General features: G+C 59.0%; 17 protein-coding genes. 3 read left to right on the top strand and 14 right to left on the bottom strand.

Features of this window, described 5'->3' with window-relative positions:
- Positions 1–142: 142 nt before the first annotated feature.
- Together xseA and IB252_RS22080 are read left to right on the top strand one after the other, a co-directional pair.
- On the top strand, positions 143–1,522 hold the full coding sequence (gene xseA, locus IB252_RS22085; protein WP_111450271.1) for an exodeoxyribonuclease VII large subunit: 1,380 nt from the start codon (positions 143–145) through the stop codon (positions 1,520–1,522).
- A 3-nt stretch (positions 1,523–1,525) separates the two neighbouring features.
- Positions 1,526–2,347: a peptidoglycan DD-metalloendopeptidase family protein gene (locus IB252_RS22080; RefSeq protein ID WP_192410243.1), complete on the top strand. Its 822-nt coding sequence runs from the start codon at positions 1,526–1,528 to the stop codon at positions 2,345–2,347.
- 119 nt (positions 2,348–2,466) lie between these two features.
- Here the strand turns inward: IB252_RS22080 and IB252_RS22075 are convergent, their stop codons facing one another.
- Entirely contained in the window at positions 2,467–2,823 is a 357-nt protein-coding gene (locus IB252_RS22075; RefSeq protein WP_134096579.1) for a hypothetical protein, read from the bottom strand.
- Positions 2,824–3,221: 398 nt separating this feature from the next.
- Between IB252_RS22075 and leuA the strand changes: the two genes are divergently transcribed.
- The gene (gene leuA, locus IB252_RS22070; RefSeq protein WP_008147766.1) at positions 3,222–4,901 is read left to right on the top strand and encodes a 2-isopropylmalate synthase; all 1,680 of its coding nucleotides are present in this window, start codon (positions 3,222–3,224) and stop codon (positions 4,899–4,901) included.
- A gap of 168 nt (positions 4,902–5,069) precedes the next feature.
- Here the strand turns inward: leuA and IB252_RS22065 are convergent, their stop codons facing one another.
- From IB252_RS22065 to fdx, 13 genes are all read right to left on the bottom strand, one after another.
- On the bottom strand, positions 5,070–5,861 hold the full coding sequence (locus tag IB252_RS22065; protein WP_192410242.1) for an amidohydrolase: 792 nt from the start codon (positions 5,859–5,861) through the stop codon (positions 5,070–5,072).
- A complete protein-coding gene (locus IB252_RS22060; RefSeq protein ID WP_192410241.1) occupies positions 5,849–6,997 on the bottom strand; it encodes a pyridoxal phosphate-dependent aminotransferase in 1,149 nt (382 codons plus the stop codon). Before IB252_RS22060 ends, IB252_RS22065 begins: the two co-directional genes overlap by 13 nt.
- A 234-nt stretch (positions 6,998–7,231) precedes the next feature.
- The gene (gene der, locus IB252_RS22055) at positions 7,232–8,701 is read right to left on the bottom strand and encodes a ribosome biogenesis GTPase Der (protein ID WP_046046039.1); all 1,470 of its coding nucleotides are present in this window, start codon (positions 8,699–8,701) and stop codon (positions 7,232–7,234) included.
- 217 nt (positions 8,702–8,918) lie between these two features.
- Positions 8,919–10,070, bottom strand: coding sequence for an outer membrane protein assembly factor BamB (gene bamB, locus IB252_RS22050; RefSeq protein WP_192410240.1), 1,152 nt, complete (start codon positions 10,068–10,070; stop codon positions 8,919–8,921).
- Positions 10,063–10,704 (bottom strand): tetratricopeptide repeat protein, encoded by a 642-nt coding sequence (locus tag IB252_RS22045; RefSeq protein WP_111450276.1) that lies wholly within the window; start codon positions 10,702–10,704, stop codon positions 10,063–10,065. Before IB252_RS22045 ends, bamB begins: the two co-directional genes overlap by 8 nt.
- A 40-nt stretch (positions 10,705–10,744) precedes the next feature.
- On the bottom strand, positions 10,745–12,034 hold the full coding sequence (gene hisS, locus IB252_RS22040; protein ID WP_095131570.1) for a histidine--tRNA ligase: 1,290 nt from the start codon (positions 12,032–12,034) through the stop codon (positions 10,745–10,747).
- Positions 12,035–12,070: 36 nt separating this feature from the next.
- Complete coding sequence (gene ispG, locus IB252_RS22035; protein ID WP_010457850.1) at positions 12,071–13,180, bottom strand: flavodoxin-dependent (E)-4-hydroxy-3-methylbut-2-enyl-diphosphate synthase; 1,110 nt, start codon at positions 13,178–13,180, stop codon at positions 12,071–12,073.
- 3 nt (positions 13,181–13,183) lie between these two features.
- Positions 13,184–14,203, bottom strand: coding sequence for a helix-turn-helix domain-containing protein (locus IB252_RS22030; RefSeq protein WP_111450277.1), 1,020 nt, complete (start codon positions 14,201–14,203; stop codon positions 13,184–13,186).
- Positions 14,203–14,961, bottom strand: a complete 759-nt coding sequence (gene pilW / locus IB252_RS22025; protein WP_111450278.1) for a type IV pilus biogenesis/stability protein PilW — start codon at positions 14,959–14,961, stop codon at positions 14,203–14,205. The genes IB252_RS22030 and pilW overlap by 1 nt, the downstream gene beginning before the upstream one ends.
- A gap of 12 nt (positions 14,962–14,973) precedes the next feature.
- Entirely contained in the window at positions 14,974–16,122 is a 1,149-nt protein-coding gene (gene rlmN / locus IB252_RS22020; RefSeq protein WP_192410239.1) for a 23S rRNA (adenine(2503)-C(2))-methyltransferase RlmN, read from the bottom strand.
- 28 nt (positions 16,123–16,150) lie between these two features.
- The gene (gene ndk, locus IB252_RS22015; protein WP_007903599.1) at positions 16,151–16,576 is read right to left on the bottom strand and encodes a nucleoside-diphosphate kinase; all 426 of its coding nucleotides are present in this window, start codon (positions 16,574–16,576) and stop codon (positions 16,151–16,153) included.
- A gap of 92 nt (positions 16,577–16,668) precedes the next feature.
- On the bottom strand, positions 16,669–16,869 hold the full coding sequence (gene iscX, locus IB252_RS22010) for a Fe-S cluster assembly protein IscX (RefSeq protein ID WP_008147746.1): 201 nt from the start codon (positions 16,867–16,869) through the stop codon (positions 16,669–16,671).
- Between the two features lie 14 nt (positions 16,870–16,883).
- A complete protein-coding gene (gene fdx / locus IB252_RS22005) occupies positions 16,884–17,225 on the bottom strand; it encodes an ISC system 2Fe-2S type ferredoxin (RefSeq protein ID WP_111450280.1) in 342 nt (113 codons plus the stop codon).
- Position 17,226 lies beyond the last annotated feature (1 nt).

Here is a 17,226-nt window from a genome sequence, read left to right as displayed (position 1 = left end):
GAGTGAGCCTGCTCGCGATAGCGGTTTAACATTCAATACTGTTGTCGACTGATGTACCGCTATCGCGAGCAGGCTCACTCCCACAAGGGGATTTTCGTTGGGTCATGGAGATTGATCGCCGAATGCCTTTAAACTGCGCCCCATGATTAAAGATCCCTTTGCAAGACTCGGCCTGGACCGTGAAGTCCTGACTGTCAGCCAGCTCAACGGCCGCGCGCGGGTGTTGCTCGAAGACGTGTTCAGCAACATCTGGGTCGAAGGCGAAATCTCCAACCTCGCCCGCCCGGCGTCCGGTCATGTGTACTTCACCCTCAAGGACAGCGGTGCCCAGGTACGTTGCGCACTGTTCCGGCAGAACGCCGCACGAGTGCGCCAGGCATTGAAGGATGGCCTGGCGGTGAAGGTCCGCGGCAAGGTTTCGCTGTTCGAGGGCCGTGGCGACTATCAGTTGATCCTCGATACCGTGGAGCCGGCCGGTGACGGTGCGCTGCGTCTGGCCTTCGATGCACTGAAGGAAAAACTCAGCGCCGAAGGCCTGTTCAGCGCCGAGCGCAAAGTGCCGCTGCCCGCGCATCCGCAACGCATCGGCATCATCAGCTCGCCCACCGGCGCGGTGATTCGCGACATCATCAGCGTATTCCGCCGTCGTGCGCCGCAGATCCAACTGACGTTGATCCCCACTGCCGTGCAGGGCCGCGAAGCCACTGCGCAGATTGTCCGCGCATTGAAACTGGCGGACGCCCGCGGTTTCGATGCGTTGATCCTGGCCCGTGGCGGCGGCTCGCTGGAAGACCTTTGGTGCTTCAACGAAGAAGCCGTAGCGCGCGCCGTGGATGCCTGTGTGACGCCGATTGTCAGCGCCGTTGGCCATGAAACCGACGTGTCGATCAGCGACTTCGTAGCCGACGTCCGCGCCCCGACGCCTTCCGCCGCTGCCGAACTGCTCGCGCCGGACTCCAGTGACCTGGTCCGTCGGCTCGAAAGCCTGCATCGACGGCTGGTGATGCGTATTCGCGACCGCTTGATGCGTGATCGACTGCGCCTGGAAGGCATGTCTCGCCGCTTGCGTCATCCCGGCGAACGTCTGCGCCAGCAAGCGCAGCGCCTGGACGATCTGGACATGCGCATGCGCCGCGCGTTCGAACGCAGCCTCAATACCCGTCGCGAACGGTTGATCCGCCTGGAAACCCGCCTCGCCGGGCAACATCCGGGACGGCAACTGGCGATGCTCCGTCAGCGCCTCGACAGCCTTGCCGAACGCTTGCCCCGTGCCATGCGCGAAGGGCTCAAATCCCGTCGCCTGCAGCTGCAAAGCCAGATGCAGACCCTGCATGTGGTCAGCCCGTTGGCGACCCTTGGCCGTGGCTACAGCATCTTGCTGGACGAACGCGGCAACGCGATCCGCAACGCCGCGCAAACCCACAACGGTCAGCGCCTGAAAGCCAGACTTGGCGAAGGCGAACTGCAAGTGCGGGTCGAAGATAACCACCTGACGCCCGTCACCCTTTCTTTACTGGATTGATCCATGCCGCGTTTTTTAGCTCCGCTGCTGTTGCTGTGCCTGACCTTCAATGCCCACGCCGACAGTTACATCACCCGCCTGTTGAACAAACCGGTTCCGGGCGGCGTGGCCGTGGTGGATCTGGGTGCCTCTGCGCAGGCGCCGAAGGCCAGTTATCAAGGCAAGCCTGTGCTGGTGGTCAAGGAACAGAACAACTGGCTGGCGATTGTCGGTGTGCCGCTGACGGTTAAACCGGGCACGCAGCAGGTCAGCAGTGACGGGCGGAATCTGAGTTTCACGGTCGGCAACAAGAAATACCCGGAACAACACATCACATTGAAGAACACCCAGCAGGTCAATCCGAACCCGGAGAATCTCAAGCGCATCGAAGGTGAGTTGGCCGAACAGATCCAGGCTTACCGCAGCTTCAGCCCCAACACCCCGAGCAATCTGTTGCTGGACAAACCAGTCAACGGCCCGCTGTCGAGCAAGTTCGGCGTGCGCCGCTTCTTCAATGGTGAAGAGCGTAACCCGCACGCCGGCCTGGACTTCGCCGTGCCTGCCGGTACGCCGATCAAGACCCCGGCTGCCGGCAAGGTGATTCTGATCGGCAACTACTTTTTCAATGGCAACACGGTGTTTGTCGACCATGGGCAGGGGTTTATCAGCATGTTCTGCCACATGTCGAAAATCGACGTGACGGTTGGCCAGCAATTGGCCCGTGGCGGGGTGGTCGGGAAAGTGGGGGCCACCGGACGGGCGACCGGGCCGCATATGCACTGGAACGTCAGCCTGAATGATGCGCGGGTTGATCCGGCCATCTTTATAGGTGCATTTCAGCCCTGAATATGCGGTGACGCGGCTGGCCTCATCGCGAGCAGGCTCACTCCCACATTGGATTTGTGTTCACCATAGATCAACTGTAGGAGTGAGCCTGCTCGCGATGGCGGAATAACAGACACCATCTATTCCGCCTCCAAGTCCTCAATCCCATGAATCTCCCTGTGTGCCAGGCACTCTTTGATCCACGCCTGGGTTTCCTCCGAGAAGCCCGCCAACTCTTCAGCGCTGATCAACTCATGCGTACACAGCCCCAGCAAGTGAGCAGGCGCCTCATTGCGTGAATGACTGAACACGCCAAACGCCCAATACAGCTCCTGTTGACCCGCCTTCAGCCTTTCCTCACTGGCTTCAATCCGCTCGTAAGGCGCAATGCTTTTATCCAGCACGATGCGCTCGACTTCTTCCATGATCCGGATGCACAGCCGCTCATGGGCCAGCGGACGCAGTGCGCTATAAAGTTTCCAATCCGACTCGTTCATTGCCGACTCCTGCCTGACAGTAGTCCTTGGTGAGGCTTTAAGAATAGCCGCGCTGACACGCCCCATCACCGAAAGCCTTCAATTGCGCATCGCTCAAACCTCGCGCAAACATAAAAACGATCACCGCCGTTCACCGCAATAAAATCTCGATAACCACGACTTTTCGAGGATTCCTCTCAATTTTTTTCGACCGCTTGCCATCCTTCACCCTCGCGGTTAGGGTTGAAGGCATGAAAACCTCTCACACCCTCATTCAGCTTCGCCAGCACCGCAGCCTGTGCCTTGTCAGTGCACGACTGCCAGGCTGAATCGCGGTGCCTCGTCCTACGCTTTATCCCCAGAACATTTGATCCACCGGCAGGCCGCCTTTTTTCGGCCCACACAATAAGGATTTCCCGATGAGCATGCTCAAAGACCCGTCTTCGAAATACCGCGCGTTCCCGACCATCGACATTCCGGACCGCACCTGGCCGTCGAAGACCATTACCGCCGCGCCGATCTGGTGCAGCTCCGACCTTCGTGACGGTAACCAGTCGCTGATCGAGCCAATGGACGCGGTCAAGAAACTGCGTTTCTGGAAAACCCTGGTGTCGGTCGGCGTGAAAGAAATCGAAGCGTCGTTCCCGGCGGCTTCGCAAACCGACTTCGACTTCGTGCGCACCCTGATCGAAGGCAACCACATCCCGGACGACACCACCATTCAGGTGCTGACCCAGGGCCGTGAAGATTTGATCGAGCGCACCTTCGAATCCCTGCGCGGAGCGAAGAAAGCCATCGTTCACCTGTACAACGCCACCTCCCCTTCCTTCCGTCGCATTGTCTTCAACCAGGACAAGGAAGGGGTCAAGGCCATCGCCGTGAACGCGGCCAAGCTGTTCGTCAAATATGCCGCCCAGCAGCCAAACACCGAGTGGACCTTCGAATACTCGCCAGAAACCTTCAGCGCCACAGAACTCGAGTTCGCCAAGGAAGTCTGCGACGCCGTCATCGAAGTCTGGAACCCGACGCCTGAGCACAAGGTGATTCTCAACCTGCCAGCCACCGTCGAATGCGCGACCCCGAACATCTATGCCGACCAGATCGAATGGTTCGGCCGTCACATCAACCGTCGTGACAGCGTGATCATCAGCCTGCACACCCACAATGACCGTGGCACTGGCGTTGCGGCTACCGAGCTGGGCCTGATGGCCGGCGCCGACCGTGTCGAAGGCTGCCTGTTCGGCAACGGCGAACGTACCGGTAACGTCGACCTCGTGACCGTGGCGCTGAACCTCTACACCCAGGGCATTCACCCTGAGCTGGACTTCTCCGACATCGACGGCGTGCGCAAAGTCGTCGAAGAATGCAACCAGATCCAGGTGCACCCACGTCACCCGTACGTCGGCGACCTGGTGCACACCGCGTTCTCCGGCTCCCACCAGGACGCCATCCGCAAGGGCTTCGCCCAGCAGAAACCGGACGCCCTGTGGGAAGTACCGTACTTGCCGATCGACCCGGCCGACATCGGCCGCAGCTACGAGGCGGTGATCCGCGTCAACAGCCAGTCGGGCAAGGGCGGTATCGCTTACTTGCTGGAACAGGAATACGGCATCAGCTTGCCGCGTCGCATGCAGATCGAGTTCAGCCAGGTGGTGCAGCGTGAAACCGATCGCCTGGGCCTTGAGATGACGGCTCAGCAGATCCATGCCCTGCTGCACAGCGAGTACTTGCAGGCCAACACCCCGTACGCGCTGGTCAGCCATCGCTTGCAGGAAGAAAACGGTCATAGCGCCGTCGAAGTGGAAGTCTCGGGCAAAGGCCAGGGTGAAACCAACCTGCACTGGCGCGGCAAGGGCAACGGCGCCCTGGAAGCGCTGGTGGCCGGTCTGCCGATTCCGGTTGAAATCATGGACTACAACGAACACGCCATCGGTTCGGGCACCAATGCCAAGGCGGCCGCCTACATCGAGCTGCGTGTGAACGGCGAGCGTGCGGTGCACGGCGTCGGTATCGATGAAAACATCACCACCGCCAGCTTCAAGGCTTTGTTCAGCGCGCTTAACCGCTCGCTGAGCCAGCCGGAAGCGAAAGCGGCGTAAGCCTTCGCTGCAATGCAAAAGGCCCCGGGGTGAAAACCTCGGGGCCTTTTTTGTTGATCGTTCCCACGCTCTGCGTGGGAATGCAGCCCGGGACGCTCCGCGTCCCATCAGAAGCCGAACGCAGAGCGTCCGTAGAGGCATTCCCACGCAGAGCGTGGGAACGATCGGTTACGTGAACTGGAAAGTATCGGCATCCAGGTTTGCCGGAAACCGCGTGCGATAAGCTTGAAGGTCAGCAGCATTCAGAACAACCTGAAACACCCCATCCGCCTCGCCTGCACTGAGCAATGTCTCACCCTGGAAGTCCAGCACCTGACTGTCACCGGTGTAGGCAAAACCTTTGCCGTCAGTACCAACGCGATTCACCGCCGCCACGTAGCAGAGATTCTCGATCGCCCGCGCTGGCAGCAAACGGTTCCAGTGCTGACGCCGCGCCCCCGGCCAGTTGGCGGTGTACAGCAGCAAATCAGTGTCTTGAGCATCGCGGCTCCAGACCGGGAAGCGCAGGTCGTAGCAAATCAGCGGCCGCACGCGCCAACCCTTGAGTTCGAACTGCACCTGACGCTCACCGGGGGTGAAGTGGTTGTGCTCGCCGGCCATGCGGAACAGGTGGCGCTTGTCGTAGTGCCACACCTCCCCGTCCGGTCGCGCCCACAACAGGCGATTGCGATGACTGCCGTCAGCCACCTGGACGATGATGCTGCCGGTGATCACCGCATCCAGTTTCGCCGCCTGAACCCGCAGCCATTTGCTGGTGGGACCGTTTTCCGATTCGGCGAGCGTTTCCGATTCCATGGAAAAACCGGTGGTAAACATCTCCGGCAGGATGATCAGGTCAGCGCCGCGAGCCTGTTCCAGCAATGGCTCGAAATGCTCCAGATTAGCCTGTCGATCGTGCCAGGCCAGGGTGGTCTGGATCAGCGCGATGTTCAGATTGGGTAGCGCACTCAGATCACGCATAGTTTTGCCGCTGCTTCACGCAGGGTCTCCTCGCGTTTGGCGAAGCACAGGCGCACCAGGCGCTGGCCTTCGGGTGGGGTCTGGTAGAACACCGAGATCGGGATGCTCGCCACGCCATGTTCGCGGGTCATCCACAATGCCATCTCGACGTCGTTGAGGTCCGGGCGAATCTGCGAGTAATCGACCAGTTGGAAATACGTGCCGGCCACTCGGGTGAAACTGAAGCGCGACGGTGTTAGCAGATCGCAGAACAGATCGCGCTTGGCCTGATAGAAAGCCGGCAGTTCTTCAACGTGTTCCGGGTGCTCGGCCATGTAATCGGCCAAAGCATATTGCAGCGGCGTTACACCGCAGAAACTGACGTATTGGTGAACCTTGCGCAGCTCCGCTGTGAGGGCCGGCGGTGCGACCACGTAGCCGGTTTTCCAACCAGTGACGTGATAGGTCTTGCCAAAGGAGCTGACCACGAAAGCGCGCTGATACAGCTCTTCGTGATTCAGCACGCTGGCGTGAGGCACGCCATCGAAGACCAGGTGTTCGTAGACTTCGTCGCTGACGATGTAGATGTCGCGATCTCGGATCAACGCTGCCAGCTGATCCAGCTCGGCACGACTGATCAGTGCGCCACTTGGGTTATGTGGAGAGTTGAGGATGATCATCCGCGTGCGCGGCGTAATGGCTTCACCCAGCTTCTGAAAGTCGATGGCGAAGTCATTCAGGCCCAACTGCACATGGACACAACGACCACCGGCCAGCTCAACCGAGGGTTCATAACTGTCGTAGGCCGGGTAGAACACGATCACTTCGTCGCCGCTGTGGATAACCGCCTGAATAGCGCAGAAAATCGCCTGGGTTGCGCCGGGCGTGACGGTCACTTCATGGTCGACATCCACATTGACGCCGTAGCTGCGGGCGATCTTCGCCGCAATCTGCTGACGCAATACCGGAAGGCCGGTCATCGGCGAATATTGGTTATGGCCATTGGCGATATGCCGTCCGACCGCATCACACAGGGCCTGCGGGGCGTCGAAGTCAGGAAAACCCTGGGACAGGTTCAGCGCCCCGGTTTGCGTCGCGAGCTGAGACATCTGAGTGAAGATAGTGATGCCGACATTCGGCAGCTTACTGGTGATCATCGGTGTTTCCCTGCTCTACACCCGGCTCTACGGCGGCGCGGGAGAGCCCGAGAATAGCCCAAACGACGCCCATAAAAAAAGGGCGCCAATTGGCGCCCTTCTCTAATCTGATCGTTCCCACGCTCCCGCGTGGGAATGCATCCCGTGACGCTCTGCGTCACATTCGCGGTGGACGCAGAGCGTCCATGGCGGCATTCCCACGCAGAGCGTGGGAACGATCAATATCCACCTGAATCAGCGCTTGTCGCGGCGCTTCTTGTCGGCTTTCTTGTGGTGCGACATCATCCGACGCTTCTTGTTGACCTGACGGTCGGTGAGCGAGTTCTTGTTGCCTTCGTACGGGTTCTCGCCGCCCTTGAACTCGATGCGGATCGGCGTACCGACCAGTTTCAAGACACGGCGATAAGTGTTTTCCAGATAGCGCACGTAAGACTTCGGCACCTTCTCGATCTGGTTACCGTGAATCACGATGATCGGCGGGTTCGCGCCACCCAAGTGGGCATAACGCAGCTTGATCCGGCGGTTGTTGACCATCGGCGGCGCGTGCTCACCGACCGCATCTTCCAGAATCGTGGTCAGGCGGTTGGTTGGCCAGCGGGTGACCGCAGACTTGAACGAGTTCTGTACGGAGGCGTAGAGGTTGCCCACGCCCGTGCCGTGCAGGGCCGAGATGAAGTGAATGTCGGCGTAGTCAACGAAGAACAGTCGACGTTGCAGCTCGACCTTCACGAAGTCGCGCTCGCTCGGCGTCATGCCGTCCCACTTGTTGATCGCGATCACCAGCGCACGACCCGACTCAATGGCGAAGCCCAGCAGGTTGAGGTCGTGGTCGACCACGCCTTCGCGGGCGTCCATCACAAAGATCACCACGTTGGCATCTTTGATCGCTTGAAGGGTTTTGACCACGGAGAACTTTTCAACTTCTTCGTGGATCTTGCCGCGCTTGCGCACACCAGCGGTGTCGATCAGCGTGTACTTCTCGTCGTTACGCTCGAACGGGATGTAGATACTGTCGCGGGTGGTGCCGGGCTCGTCATAGACGATTACCCGGTCTTCACCGAGCATACGGTTGACCAGGGTCGACTTGCCGACGTTCGGACGGCCGATGATCGCGATCTTGATACCGTCTTTTTCGCTAGGGCCAGGAATGCGCTTGGCTTCCTCGCCTTCGGCAACGATCTCTTCTTCGCCTTCTTCCAGCTCGTCATCGTCTTTCGGGAAGTCGCTCAGGGCGATTTCCAGCATCTGGGTGATGCCACGACCATGAGCACCGGCGATCGGGATCGCGTGGCCCATGCCCAACGGGGCGAATTCGGCGCGGGCCATTTCAGGGTCGATGTTGTCGACCTTGTTGGCAACCACGTAAGAACGCTTGTTACGTTTGCGCAAATGCTCGGCGATCATCTGGTCGGCGGCGGTGAAACCGGCCTTGGCATCTACCAGGAACAGAACGACATCCGCTTCTTCAATGGCCAGCAGCGACTGCTCGGCCATTTTTTCGTCCATACCGTGCTCGTCACCGGAGATACCGCCGGTGTCGACCAGAATGTAGGAACGCCCTTGCCACTTGGCCTCACCGTATTGGCGATCACGGGTCAGACCGGACAAGTCGCCAACGATGGCGTCGCGAGTCCTGGTCAGGCGGTTGAACAAGGTGGACTTGCCGACGTTCGGTCGGCCCACCAGGGCGATTACGGGAACCATGCGGCTCTCCACTTCGTTATTTCAGAAAATACAAAAGCCGCTGCGAGGCAGCGGCTGGTGCTCGGGGCAGCACTGTGGGAGCGGGCTTGCTCGCGAAAAAACGTAGCAGCACCGCGTTTATTCAGGCTGTACGCGTCATCGTTGACGCCCTTCGCGAGCAAGCCCGCTCCCACAGGTGAAGCCGCTTGGGGGTTAAACCCCAAGCATAGTCAAACCTTTACTTAATGGTCAGGGCTTCCAGTTTGCCGCTGTTGCCATACAGATAAATCGTGTCACCCACCACCAGCGGACGGGCACGCAGGCCAGCGCTGTCAATGCGTTCGCGGCCGACGAAACGACCGTCCACCTGGCTCAGCAGGTGCAGGTAGCCTTCCATGTCGCCGACTGCAACGTAGCTGGAGAACACTTCCGGAGCCGACAGTTGACGGCGAGCCAGCGAATCGTTGCTCCACAAGGCTGTGGTGGAACGTTCGTCGACGCCTTCAACGGTGCCCGAAGACAGGCTCACGTAGACGTTGCCAAAACCCTGGGCGACACCGGCATAGCTGGAAGCATCACGCTGCCAAAGCTGACGACCGCTTTGCAGGTCCAGTGCCGCAACGCGACCCTGGTAGCTGGCGACGTACAGCGTTTCGCCGGAAAGCAGCAGGCCGCCGTCGATATCGACAACGCGCTCCAGTTCCGAACGACCCTGTGGAATGGCTACACGTTGTTCCCAAACCGGCACGCCGTTGGAAATATCGAGAGCGACCACTTTACCGGTCGACAGGCCAGCCACCGCGAGGCGGTTGGTGACGATCGGCGCACTGGTGCCGCGCAGGGTCAATACCGCCGGAGTACTGTCATACAACCAGCGCTGGTTGCCGGTAGTGGCATCCAGACCGATCAGACGGTCATCCTGAGTCTGAACGACAACGACATCACCGTTGTTGGCCGGCGGTGCGAGGACTTCACTGGACACGCGAGCGCGCCATTTCTCTTCACCGTTGATGGCGTCCAGGGCAACGATTTCACCCTTGATCGTACCGATCAGGAGCAGACCGTAACTGACGCCGACAGCGCCGGAAACGGGCAATTCGAGATCTTTCTTCCATTTGACGTCGCCATTGCTGCGATCCATCGCCATCACCACACCGGTGACGTCGGCGGCATAGATGGTATCGCCATCGATCGCCGGAACCAGCATGTTGTACGACTCGCCCTGACCGTCACCGATCGAACGACTCCACTGCTTTTGCAGAACCACTTCTTCTTTGAAGTCGGTCAACTCGGCCGGTGGCAGTTCTTTTTTGCTGTTGCTGCTGCAACCCGCGGCCAATATGGCCAGAGCCAGCAATGCTGCATGTTTCCAACGAATCACGTCACGCATCCCCTTTGGCCAGGTCGTCCAGCTTGATTTGTAGGCCACCCACTGCCGCTTCATCCGACAGTGCCGCCTTGGCTTTTTGATACGCCGTGTTCGCTTCGTCGGTACGACCCAACTGCACCAGCAGGTCGCCTTTGAGTTCTTCGCGAGTGGCCAGGAATGCTTTATCGGCATCGCCTTCGAGCAGCTTCAGGGCTTCATCGGCCTTGTTCTGCGCGGCCAGCACCTGAGCCAGACGCTGACGAGCAATTTCGCCCAGCGCCGGGTTGGCCGGTTTGGCAACAATGGCTTTCAGCTCGCTGGCTGCGTCATCCAGCTTGCCGCTGTCGACCGCAACTTTTGCCACGAACAGGCTGCCGTACTGCGCGTAAGCGCTACCGCCGAACTCGCTGTTGAGCTTGCCGGCCAGGTCCGCAACACGGGCGGCATCAGGCTTGCCGTCTGGCGTCAGCGTGGTTTCCAGCAGTTGCTGATAGAGCATCGAGGCGCCTTGCGACTGATTGCTCTGATACTTATGAAAGGCCTGCCAGCCGAACACGATGACCAGCGCCAACAGGCCGCCAGTGACCAGGGGCTTGCCGTTGCGTGTCCACCAGTCCTTAAACTCCGCCAGATGTTCGTCTTCGGTACTCGACACCCCAATACTCCTTAATCGCTAAATCGGCTGTTTGACAGCTTCAACCCTGCACGACGCAGGTGGCCAGGTGTGCAGCAAGCGCATCCCAGGCAATGCTTTGTTGTTCGCCCTGGCCACGCAGGGGTTTGAAACCTACCACTTGCTGGGCCATTTCGTCGTCACCGAGGATCAGCGCGTACAACGCACCACTCTTGTCGGCCTTCTTGAACTGGCTTTTGAAGCTGCCGGCGCCGGCATTCACTTGCAGGCGCAGGTTGGGCAATTGATCACGAACACGTTCACTCAGGGCCAGACCGGCCAGCTCGGCGGCTTCACCGAAGGCGCAGAGGTAGACGTCGACCTGACGGGAAATCTCTTCCGGGATCTGCTCCAGGGTTTCAAGCAGCAATACCAAGCGCTCGATGCCCATGGCGAAACCAACGCCCGGGGTCGGCTTGCCGCCCATTTGCTCCACCAGACCGTCGTAACGACCACCGGCACACACGGTGCCTTGGGCGCCCAGCTTGTCGGTGACCCATTCGAAAACGGTCTTGCTGTAGTAATCCAGCCCGCGAACCAGCTTCGGGTTGATCACGTAAGGAATGCCGGCGGCGTCCAGGCGAGCCTTGAGGCCCTCGAAGTGCACGCGGGATTCTTCGTCGAGGTAGTCGGCCATTTTCGGCGCGTCGACCAGGACCGCTTGAGTGTCGGCGTTCTTGGTATCAAGAACCCGCAGCGGGTTGGTTTTCAGACGGCGCTGGCTGTCTTCGTCCAGCTTGTCCAGGCGGGCCGAAAGGAACTCGACCAGCGCTTCGCGATAACGACCGCGGGATTCGGCAGTGCCCAGGCTGTTGAGTTCGAGCTTGACCGCATCACGGATGCCCAGCTCGCCCCACAGGCGCCAGGTCAGTACGATCAGCTCGGCATCGATGTCCGGACCGTCGAGGTTGAAGACTTCGCAACCGATCTGGTGGAACTGGCGATAACGGCCTTTCTGCGGACGTTCGTGGCGGAACATCGGGCCGATGTACCAAAGTTTCTGCACCTGGCCACCGCCGGTGATGCCATGCTCGAGCACCGCACGCACGCAGGCCGCTGTGCCTTCGGGGCGCAGGGTCAGGGAGTCGCCGTTGCGGTCGTCGAAGGTGTACATCTCTTTTTCGACGATGTCGGTCACTTCACCGATGGAGCGCTTGAACAGCTCGGTGAACTCGACGATCGGCATGCGGATCTGCTTGTAACCGTAGTTATCCAGCAAACGCGAGACGGTGCCCTCGAAATGACGCCACAGGGGAGTCTGCTCGGGCAGGATGTCGTTCATGCCACGTATGGCTTGCAGAGACTTGCTCACTATAAATCCTTAAATTCGTTCGGCTCTTTAGTCGGCTCAGCCACGCGCGATAACGGCAGCGTCAGCTTCGACCTTTTCGGCCGCTTTCTGGCGGATCAAGCGTTCAAGCTCATCCACCAGATTGTCATTCGTCAGTTTCTGCGACGGCTTGCCGTCGATATAAATCAGGTTTGGCGTGCCGCCGGTCAAGCCGATATGGGCTTCCTTGGCTTCGCCCGGTCCGTTGACCACGCAACCGATGACCGCGACATCCAGCGGCACCAGCAGGTCTTCGAGGCGCCCTTCCAGCTCGTTCATGGTTTTGACCACATCGAAGTTCTGCCGCGAGCAGCTCGGGCAGGCGATGAAGTTGATGCCACGGGAACGCAGATGCAGGGATTTGAGAATGTCGTAGCCGACTTTCACTTCCTCGACCGGGTCGGCCGCCAACGAGATGCGAATAGTATCGCCAATCCCTTCGGCGAGCAGCATACCGAGGCCCACGGCGGATTTCACCGTGCCTGAACGCAAACCACCGGCTTCGGTGATCCCTAAGTGCAGGGGCTGAACGATTTCCTTGGCCAGCAAGCGGTAAGCGGCGACGGCCATGAACACGTCAGAAGCTTTCACACTGACCTTGAAGTCCTGGAAGTTCAGGCGTTCAAGGTGCTCGACGTGACGCAGGGCAGATTCAACCAGCGCAGCCGGAGTCGGCTCGCCGTATTTCTTTTGCAGGTCTTTTTCCAGGGAACCGGCGTTCACGCCGATGCGGATCGGAATCCCGCGATCACGGGCGGCATCGACTACCGCACGCACGCGGTCTTCGCGACCGATGTTGCCCGGGTTGATGCGCAGGCAGTCAACGCCCAGTTCGGCTACGCGCAGAGCGATCTTGTAGTCGAAATGGATGTCGGCAACCAACGGCACCTTGACCAGTTGCTTGATCTTGCCGAAGGCTTCAGCGGCATCCATGTCGGGCACGGAAATACGCACGATATCGACGCCAGCGGCTTCCAGACGATTGATCTGGGCCACGGTGGCGGCGACGTCGTTGGTGTCGCTGTTGGTCATGCTCTGCACAGCGATAGGCGCATCGCCGCCAACGGGCACGTTACCGACCCAGATCTTGCGGGATTCGCGACGTTTGATTGGAGATTCGCCGTGCATGACTTATTGACCCAACTTCAGGCGAGCAGTCTCGCCACTGGTGAACGGAGCGACATCAACCACCTGCCCGTTGTAGCTGACCTGCGCGCCACGGGCGAAGCCCAGACGCACGGAAAACGGTGGTTTGCCGCTGACGGAAACGTTTTCGCCTTTACGCTTGAGACCGCTCAACAACACCTTGCCGGTGCCATCGGTCACTTGCGTCCAGCAATCAGAAGTGAACTGCAGTTGAACCTGACCTTGGCCGGCAACCGAAGCAGCCGCTGCTGGAGCGGGAATGGTCGGAGTAACCGAAGCGCTCGCAGGCGGGGTTGATACAACAGGAGCCGTCGGGGCTGGCGCGACTGGAGTCGAGACAACCGGAGCGGTGCTGTGAGCCGGTGCAACAGGCGTTGGCGCGGGTGCAGCGGGCGCAGTCGCTTCAGCTTCGGCCGGCGCTTCAGCCGACGTCTCGGCTTGCGGCAACGCAAGAGCGGTTGTGCCTTCAGCCTGACCTTGCGCGACGGCCTGGTCTTCCGGCTCATCCAGCGGATGGATCTGGGTGGTGCCGTCAGCGCCTTCGACTTCAACGTGTTCCGGGCTCAGGCTGATCAGGTCTTTGGTACGCAGTGAGGTTTGATCCTGCCACCAGACAAAACCACCACCAATCACTGCGATCAGCAACAGCAGGCTGACAATTCGCAAAATGGTGTGGGAAACCCGAACCGGCTCTTCGATACGCCCCAGGCTATGAACGTTGCTGCCCTGGGAGTCGGTGCCGGTGGATTGGTCGAACTGTTGGACCAGTACGGTTTGATCCATGCCGAGCAATTTCGCGTAGGCGCGAATATAACCGCGAGCAAAGGTATGCCCAGGCAGCTTGTCGAAAGCGCCGGCTTCCAGATTGCTCAGGGAATTGACGGTGAGGTTGAGCTTGAGGGCCACTTCGGCCAGCGACCAGCCATTGCTTTCGCGGGCCTGGCGTAAAGTCTCACCGGGATTAACGCGATTCGCTGCTACAACTTCGGGATGCGCCGCTTTCATCATTGCTCCGACAGGTATTGCTGATATTCCGGCGTACCGGGATAGAGTCGTTTTAGTTGCAGGCCAAAACTGGCGGCCTTGTCGCGATCTTCAAACACTTTTGCCAGCCGAACGCCGAGCAATAGACTACGTGCATTTTGCTCGGTGAGCAGGCTAAAACGATCGTAATAGTCACGCGCGGGCACATAATGCCTGTCTTCGAAGGACAACTCAGCCATTTCCAGCAATGCACGTGGCTGTTGGCGATTCAAACGCAGGGCTTTTTCCAACTGCTGCTGGGCCAGATCACGCTGCCCCAGCTTCGAAGCGGTCATTCCGAGGTTCTCGAACACCCGCGAACGCTCAGGGTACAAGGTATCGGCGGCGGCCTGTTCAAAGCGTTCGTAAGCTTCTTTGTAGCGTTTCTCTTCGAAAAGAAAACTGCCGTAGTTGTTCAGGATTCGCGCATCGTTGGGGCGGGAAGACAGCGCCTTGCGAAAATGCTGATCCGCCAGCTCCGGCTCCATCTCGGCCTGGAATACCAGACCCAGCGCAGCGTTGGCATCCGGATCCGAGTCATCCAGATCCAGCGCTTTCTTTAACGGTACTTTCGCCCGTTCGGTCATGCCCTGCTGCAAGTACCCCAAGCCCAGCTGCACATAGGCAACACGCGCTTCATCGCGGCCCTTGCTGGTCTTCATCGGGTTGAAATCGCCCGACAGGACACAGCCAGCACACAGGCTGGCCAACAGCAAAAGCAGCGCGAAGCGCAGGGACATAGAGATCCTCTCTTAATTATTGTTCGCAGCGTTTGTTGCGATATCGTTTTCGGCGCTTAACTCGCGCACGGCGATATAACGTTCGCTGCGACGGGTGCGATCCAGCACCTGTCCTACCAATTGGCCACACGCGGCATCGATGTCTTCACCGCGGGTGGTGCGTACGGTGACATTGAAACCGGCATGGTGAAGCTGATCCTGGAAACGACGAATCGCGTTGTTGCTCGGGCGCTCGTAACCGGAATGCGGGAACGGGTTGAACGGAATCAGGTTGATCTTGCACGGGATGTTCTTGAGCAACTCGATCATCTCAACGGCATGTTCAACCTTGTCGTTGATGTCCTTGAGCAACGTGTACTCAATGGTCAGCACGCGCTTCTCGCCCAGGGACGACATGTAGCGCTGGCACGACTCGAGCAGCATCTTAAGCGGATACTTCTTGTTGATCGGCACCAATTGGTTACGCAATGCGTCGTTCGGTGCGTGCAGGGACAACGCCAGGGAGACGTCGATGTACTTGGACAGCTCATCGATCATCGGCACCACACCCGATGTAGACAGGGTTACGCGGCGCTTGGAGATCCCGTAGCCCAGGTCATCCATCATCAGATGCATGGCGGCCACGACGTTGTCGAAGTTCAGCAGCGGCTCACCCATGCCCATCATCACCACGTTGGTGATGGCACGGTCGGCGGTCGCCGGGATGCTGCCGAACGATTTATTGGCAATCCACACCTGGCCGATGACTTCGGCGGCGGTGAGGTTGCTGTTGAATCCTTGCTTGCCGGTGGAGCAGAAACTGCAATCCAGGGCACAGCCTGCCTGGGACGAAACGCACAAAGTGCCGCGTTTGCCCTGGGGAATGTACACGGTCTCGACGCAGCTGCCGGACGCCACGCGCACCACCCACTTACGGGTGCCGTCGGTGGAAATGTCCTCGCTGACCACTTCAGGACCGCGAACTTCGGCAATAACCTTGAGCTTGTCGCGCAAGGCCTTGCTGACGTTCGTCATGGCGTCGAAATCATCGACGCCAAGGTGGTGAATCCATTTCATTACCTGACCGGCACGGAAACGCTTCTCCCCGATTGAGTCGAAGAATTTTTCCATTTCCAGCTGAGTCAGACCCAGCAGGTTGGTTTTTACAGTCGATGTAGTCATGGATTCACCTTCACTCTTAAGCCAATGCTTAGCGAGTGGTTACTTCAGTAGCTGCGAAGAAGTACGAGATTTCGCGAGCAGCAGCGGCTTCGGAGTCCGAACCGTGTACAGCGTTGGCGTCGATCGAATCAGCGAAGTCAGCGCGGATGGTACCGGCAGCAGCTTCTTTAGGGTTGGTAGCGCCCATCAGCTCACGGTTCAGAGCGATAGCGTTTTCGCCTTCCAGAACCTGAACGACAACCGGACCGGAGATCATGAAAGCAACCAGGTCGTTGAAGAAACCACGAGCGCTGTGCTCAGCGTAGAAGCCTTCAGCTTCAGCTTTGGACAGTTGCTTCAGTTTCGAAGCTACAACGCGCAGGCCAGCTTTTTCGAAACGAGTGGTGATCTCGCCGATAACGTTTTTTGCAACAGCGTCAGGCTTGATGATGGAGAAAGTACGTTGAACAGCCATGGTGTAACTCCAGAAACGGTAATTTGCGAAAAATTAAACCCGCGAATTATACGCGGGTTCTTGGGTATTGCCTAACTGCATACGGTGCAGACTCAGTCTGCTTCTTCGATCCAGGCGGCCTGAATGGCTTCAAGCACCTTCTCGCCACCGCGGGTCGGATCATCACTGAACTCCGGCAATGCCAGCACCCATTTGTGCAGATCGACGAAGTTCACGTAACGCGGATCCACATCCGGCTTGGATTCAGCCAGCTGGATCGCGATTTCCAGCACATCAACCCATTTCAGACTCATTTCAGTTCCTTGAATCAGTGCGGCGCTTCAGCCGCATGGTTGACCGAGTATTTCGGGATTTCGACAGTCAGGTCTTCAGTCCCGACGATCGCCTGACAGCCTAGACGCGATTGCGCCTCCAGACCCCAGGCACGATCCAGAAAGTCTTCTTCCAGCTCGTCCGCCTCTTCCAGCGAGTCAAAGCCTTCACGAATGATGCAATGACAGGTGGTGCAGGCGCAGACGCCGCCACAGGCGCTTTCCATCTCGATATGGTGTTCGTGGGCCAGCTCGAGAATGGATATGCCGGGCTCAGCCTCCACAACCATACCTTCCGGGCAGAACTTCTCGTGTGGCAGAAAAATGACCTGCGGCATC

Source organism: Pseudomonas sp. PDM10, from assembly GCF_014852295.1.
Taxonomy (GTDB): domain Bacteria; phylum Pseudomonadota; class Gammaproteobacteria; order Pseudomonadales; family Pseudomonadaceae; genus Aquipseudomonas.
The sequence above is the reverse complement of the archived record's forward strand: the minus strand, read 5'-3'. Positions and strand labels throughout refer to the sequence as shown.

Excerpts from the sequence above, each read along its gene's own strand:
- xseA (WP_111450271.1), top strand. The coding sequence starts at position 143 with ATGATTAAAGATCCCTTTGCAAGACTCGGCCTGGACCGTGAAGTCCTG.
- IB252_RS22080 (WP_192410243.1), top strand. The coding sequence starts at position 1,526 with ATGCCGCGTTTTTTAGCTCCGCTGCTGTTGCTGTGCCTGACCTTCAAT.
- IB252_RS22075 (WP_134096579.1), bottom strand. The coding sequence starts at position 2,823 with ATGAACGAGTCGGATTGGAAACTTTATAGCGCACTGCGTCCGCTGGCC.
- leuA (WP_008147766.1), top strand. The coding sequence starts at position 3,222 with ATGAGCATGCTCAAAGACCCGTCTTCGAAATACCGCGCGTTCCCGACC.
- IB252_RS22065 (WP_192410242.1), bottom strand. The coding sequence starts at position 5,861 with ATGCGTGATCTGAGTGCGCTACCCAATCTGAACATCGCGCTGATCCAG.
- IB252_RS22060 (WP_192410241.1), bottom strand. The coding sequence starts at position 6,997 with ATGATCACCAGTAAGCTGCCGAATGTCGGCATCACTATCTTCACTCAG.
- der (WP_046046039.1), bottom strand. The coding sequence starts at position 8,701 with ATGGTTCCCGTAATCGCCCTGGTGGGCCGACCGAACGTCGGCAAGTCC.
- bamB (WP_192410240.1), bottom strand. The coding sequence starts at position 10,070 with ATGCGTGACGTGATTCGTTGGAAACATGCAGCATTGCTGGCTCTGGCC.
- ispG (WP_010457850.1), bottom strand. The coding sequence starts at position 13,180 with ATGCACGGCGAATCTCCAATCAAACGTCGCGAATCCCGCAAGATCTGG.
- IB252_RS22030 (WP_111450277.1), bottom strand. The coding sequence starts at position 14,203 with ATGAAAGCGGCGCATCCCGAAGTTGTAGCAGCGAATCGCGTTAATCCC.
- pilW (WP_111450278.1), bottom strand. The coding sequence starts at position 14,961 with ATGTCCCTGCGCTTCGCGCTGCTTTTGCTGTTGGCCAGCCTGTGTGCT.
- rlmN (WP_192410239.1), bottom strand. The coding sequence starts at position 16,122 with ATGACTACATCGACTGTAAAAACCAACCTGCTGGGTCTGACTCAGCTG.
- ndk (WP_007903599.1), bottom strand. The coding sequence starts at position 16,576 with ATGGCTGTTCAACGTACTTTCTCCATCATCAAGCCTGACGCTGTTGCA.
- iscX (WP_008147746.1), bottom strand. The coding sequence starts at position 16,869 with ATGAGTCTGAAATGGGTTGATGTGCTGGAAATCGCGATCCAGCTGGCT.
- fdx (WP_111450280.1), bottom strand. The coding sequence starts at position 17,225 with ATGCCGCAGGTCATTTTTCTGCCACACGAGAAGTTCTGCCCGGAAGGT.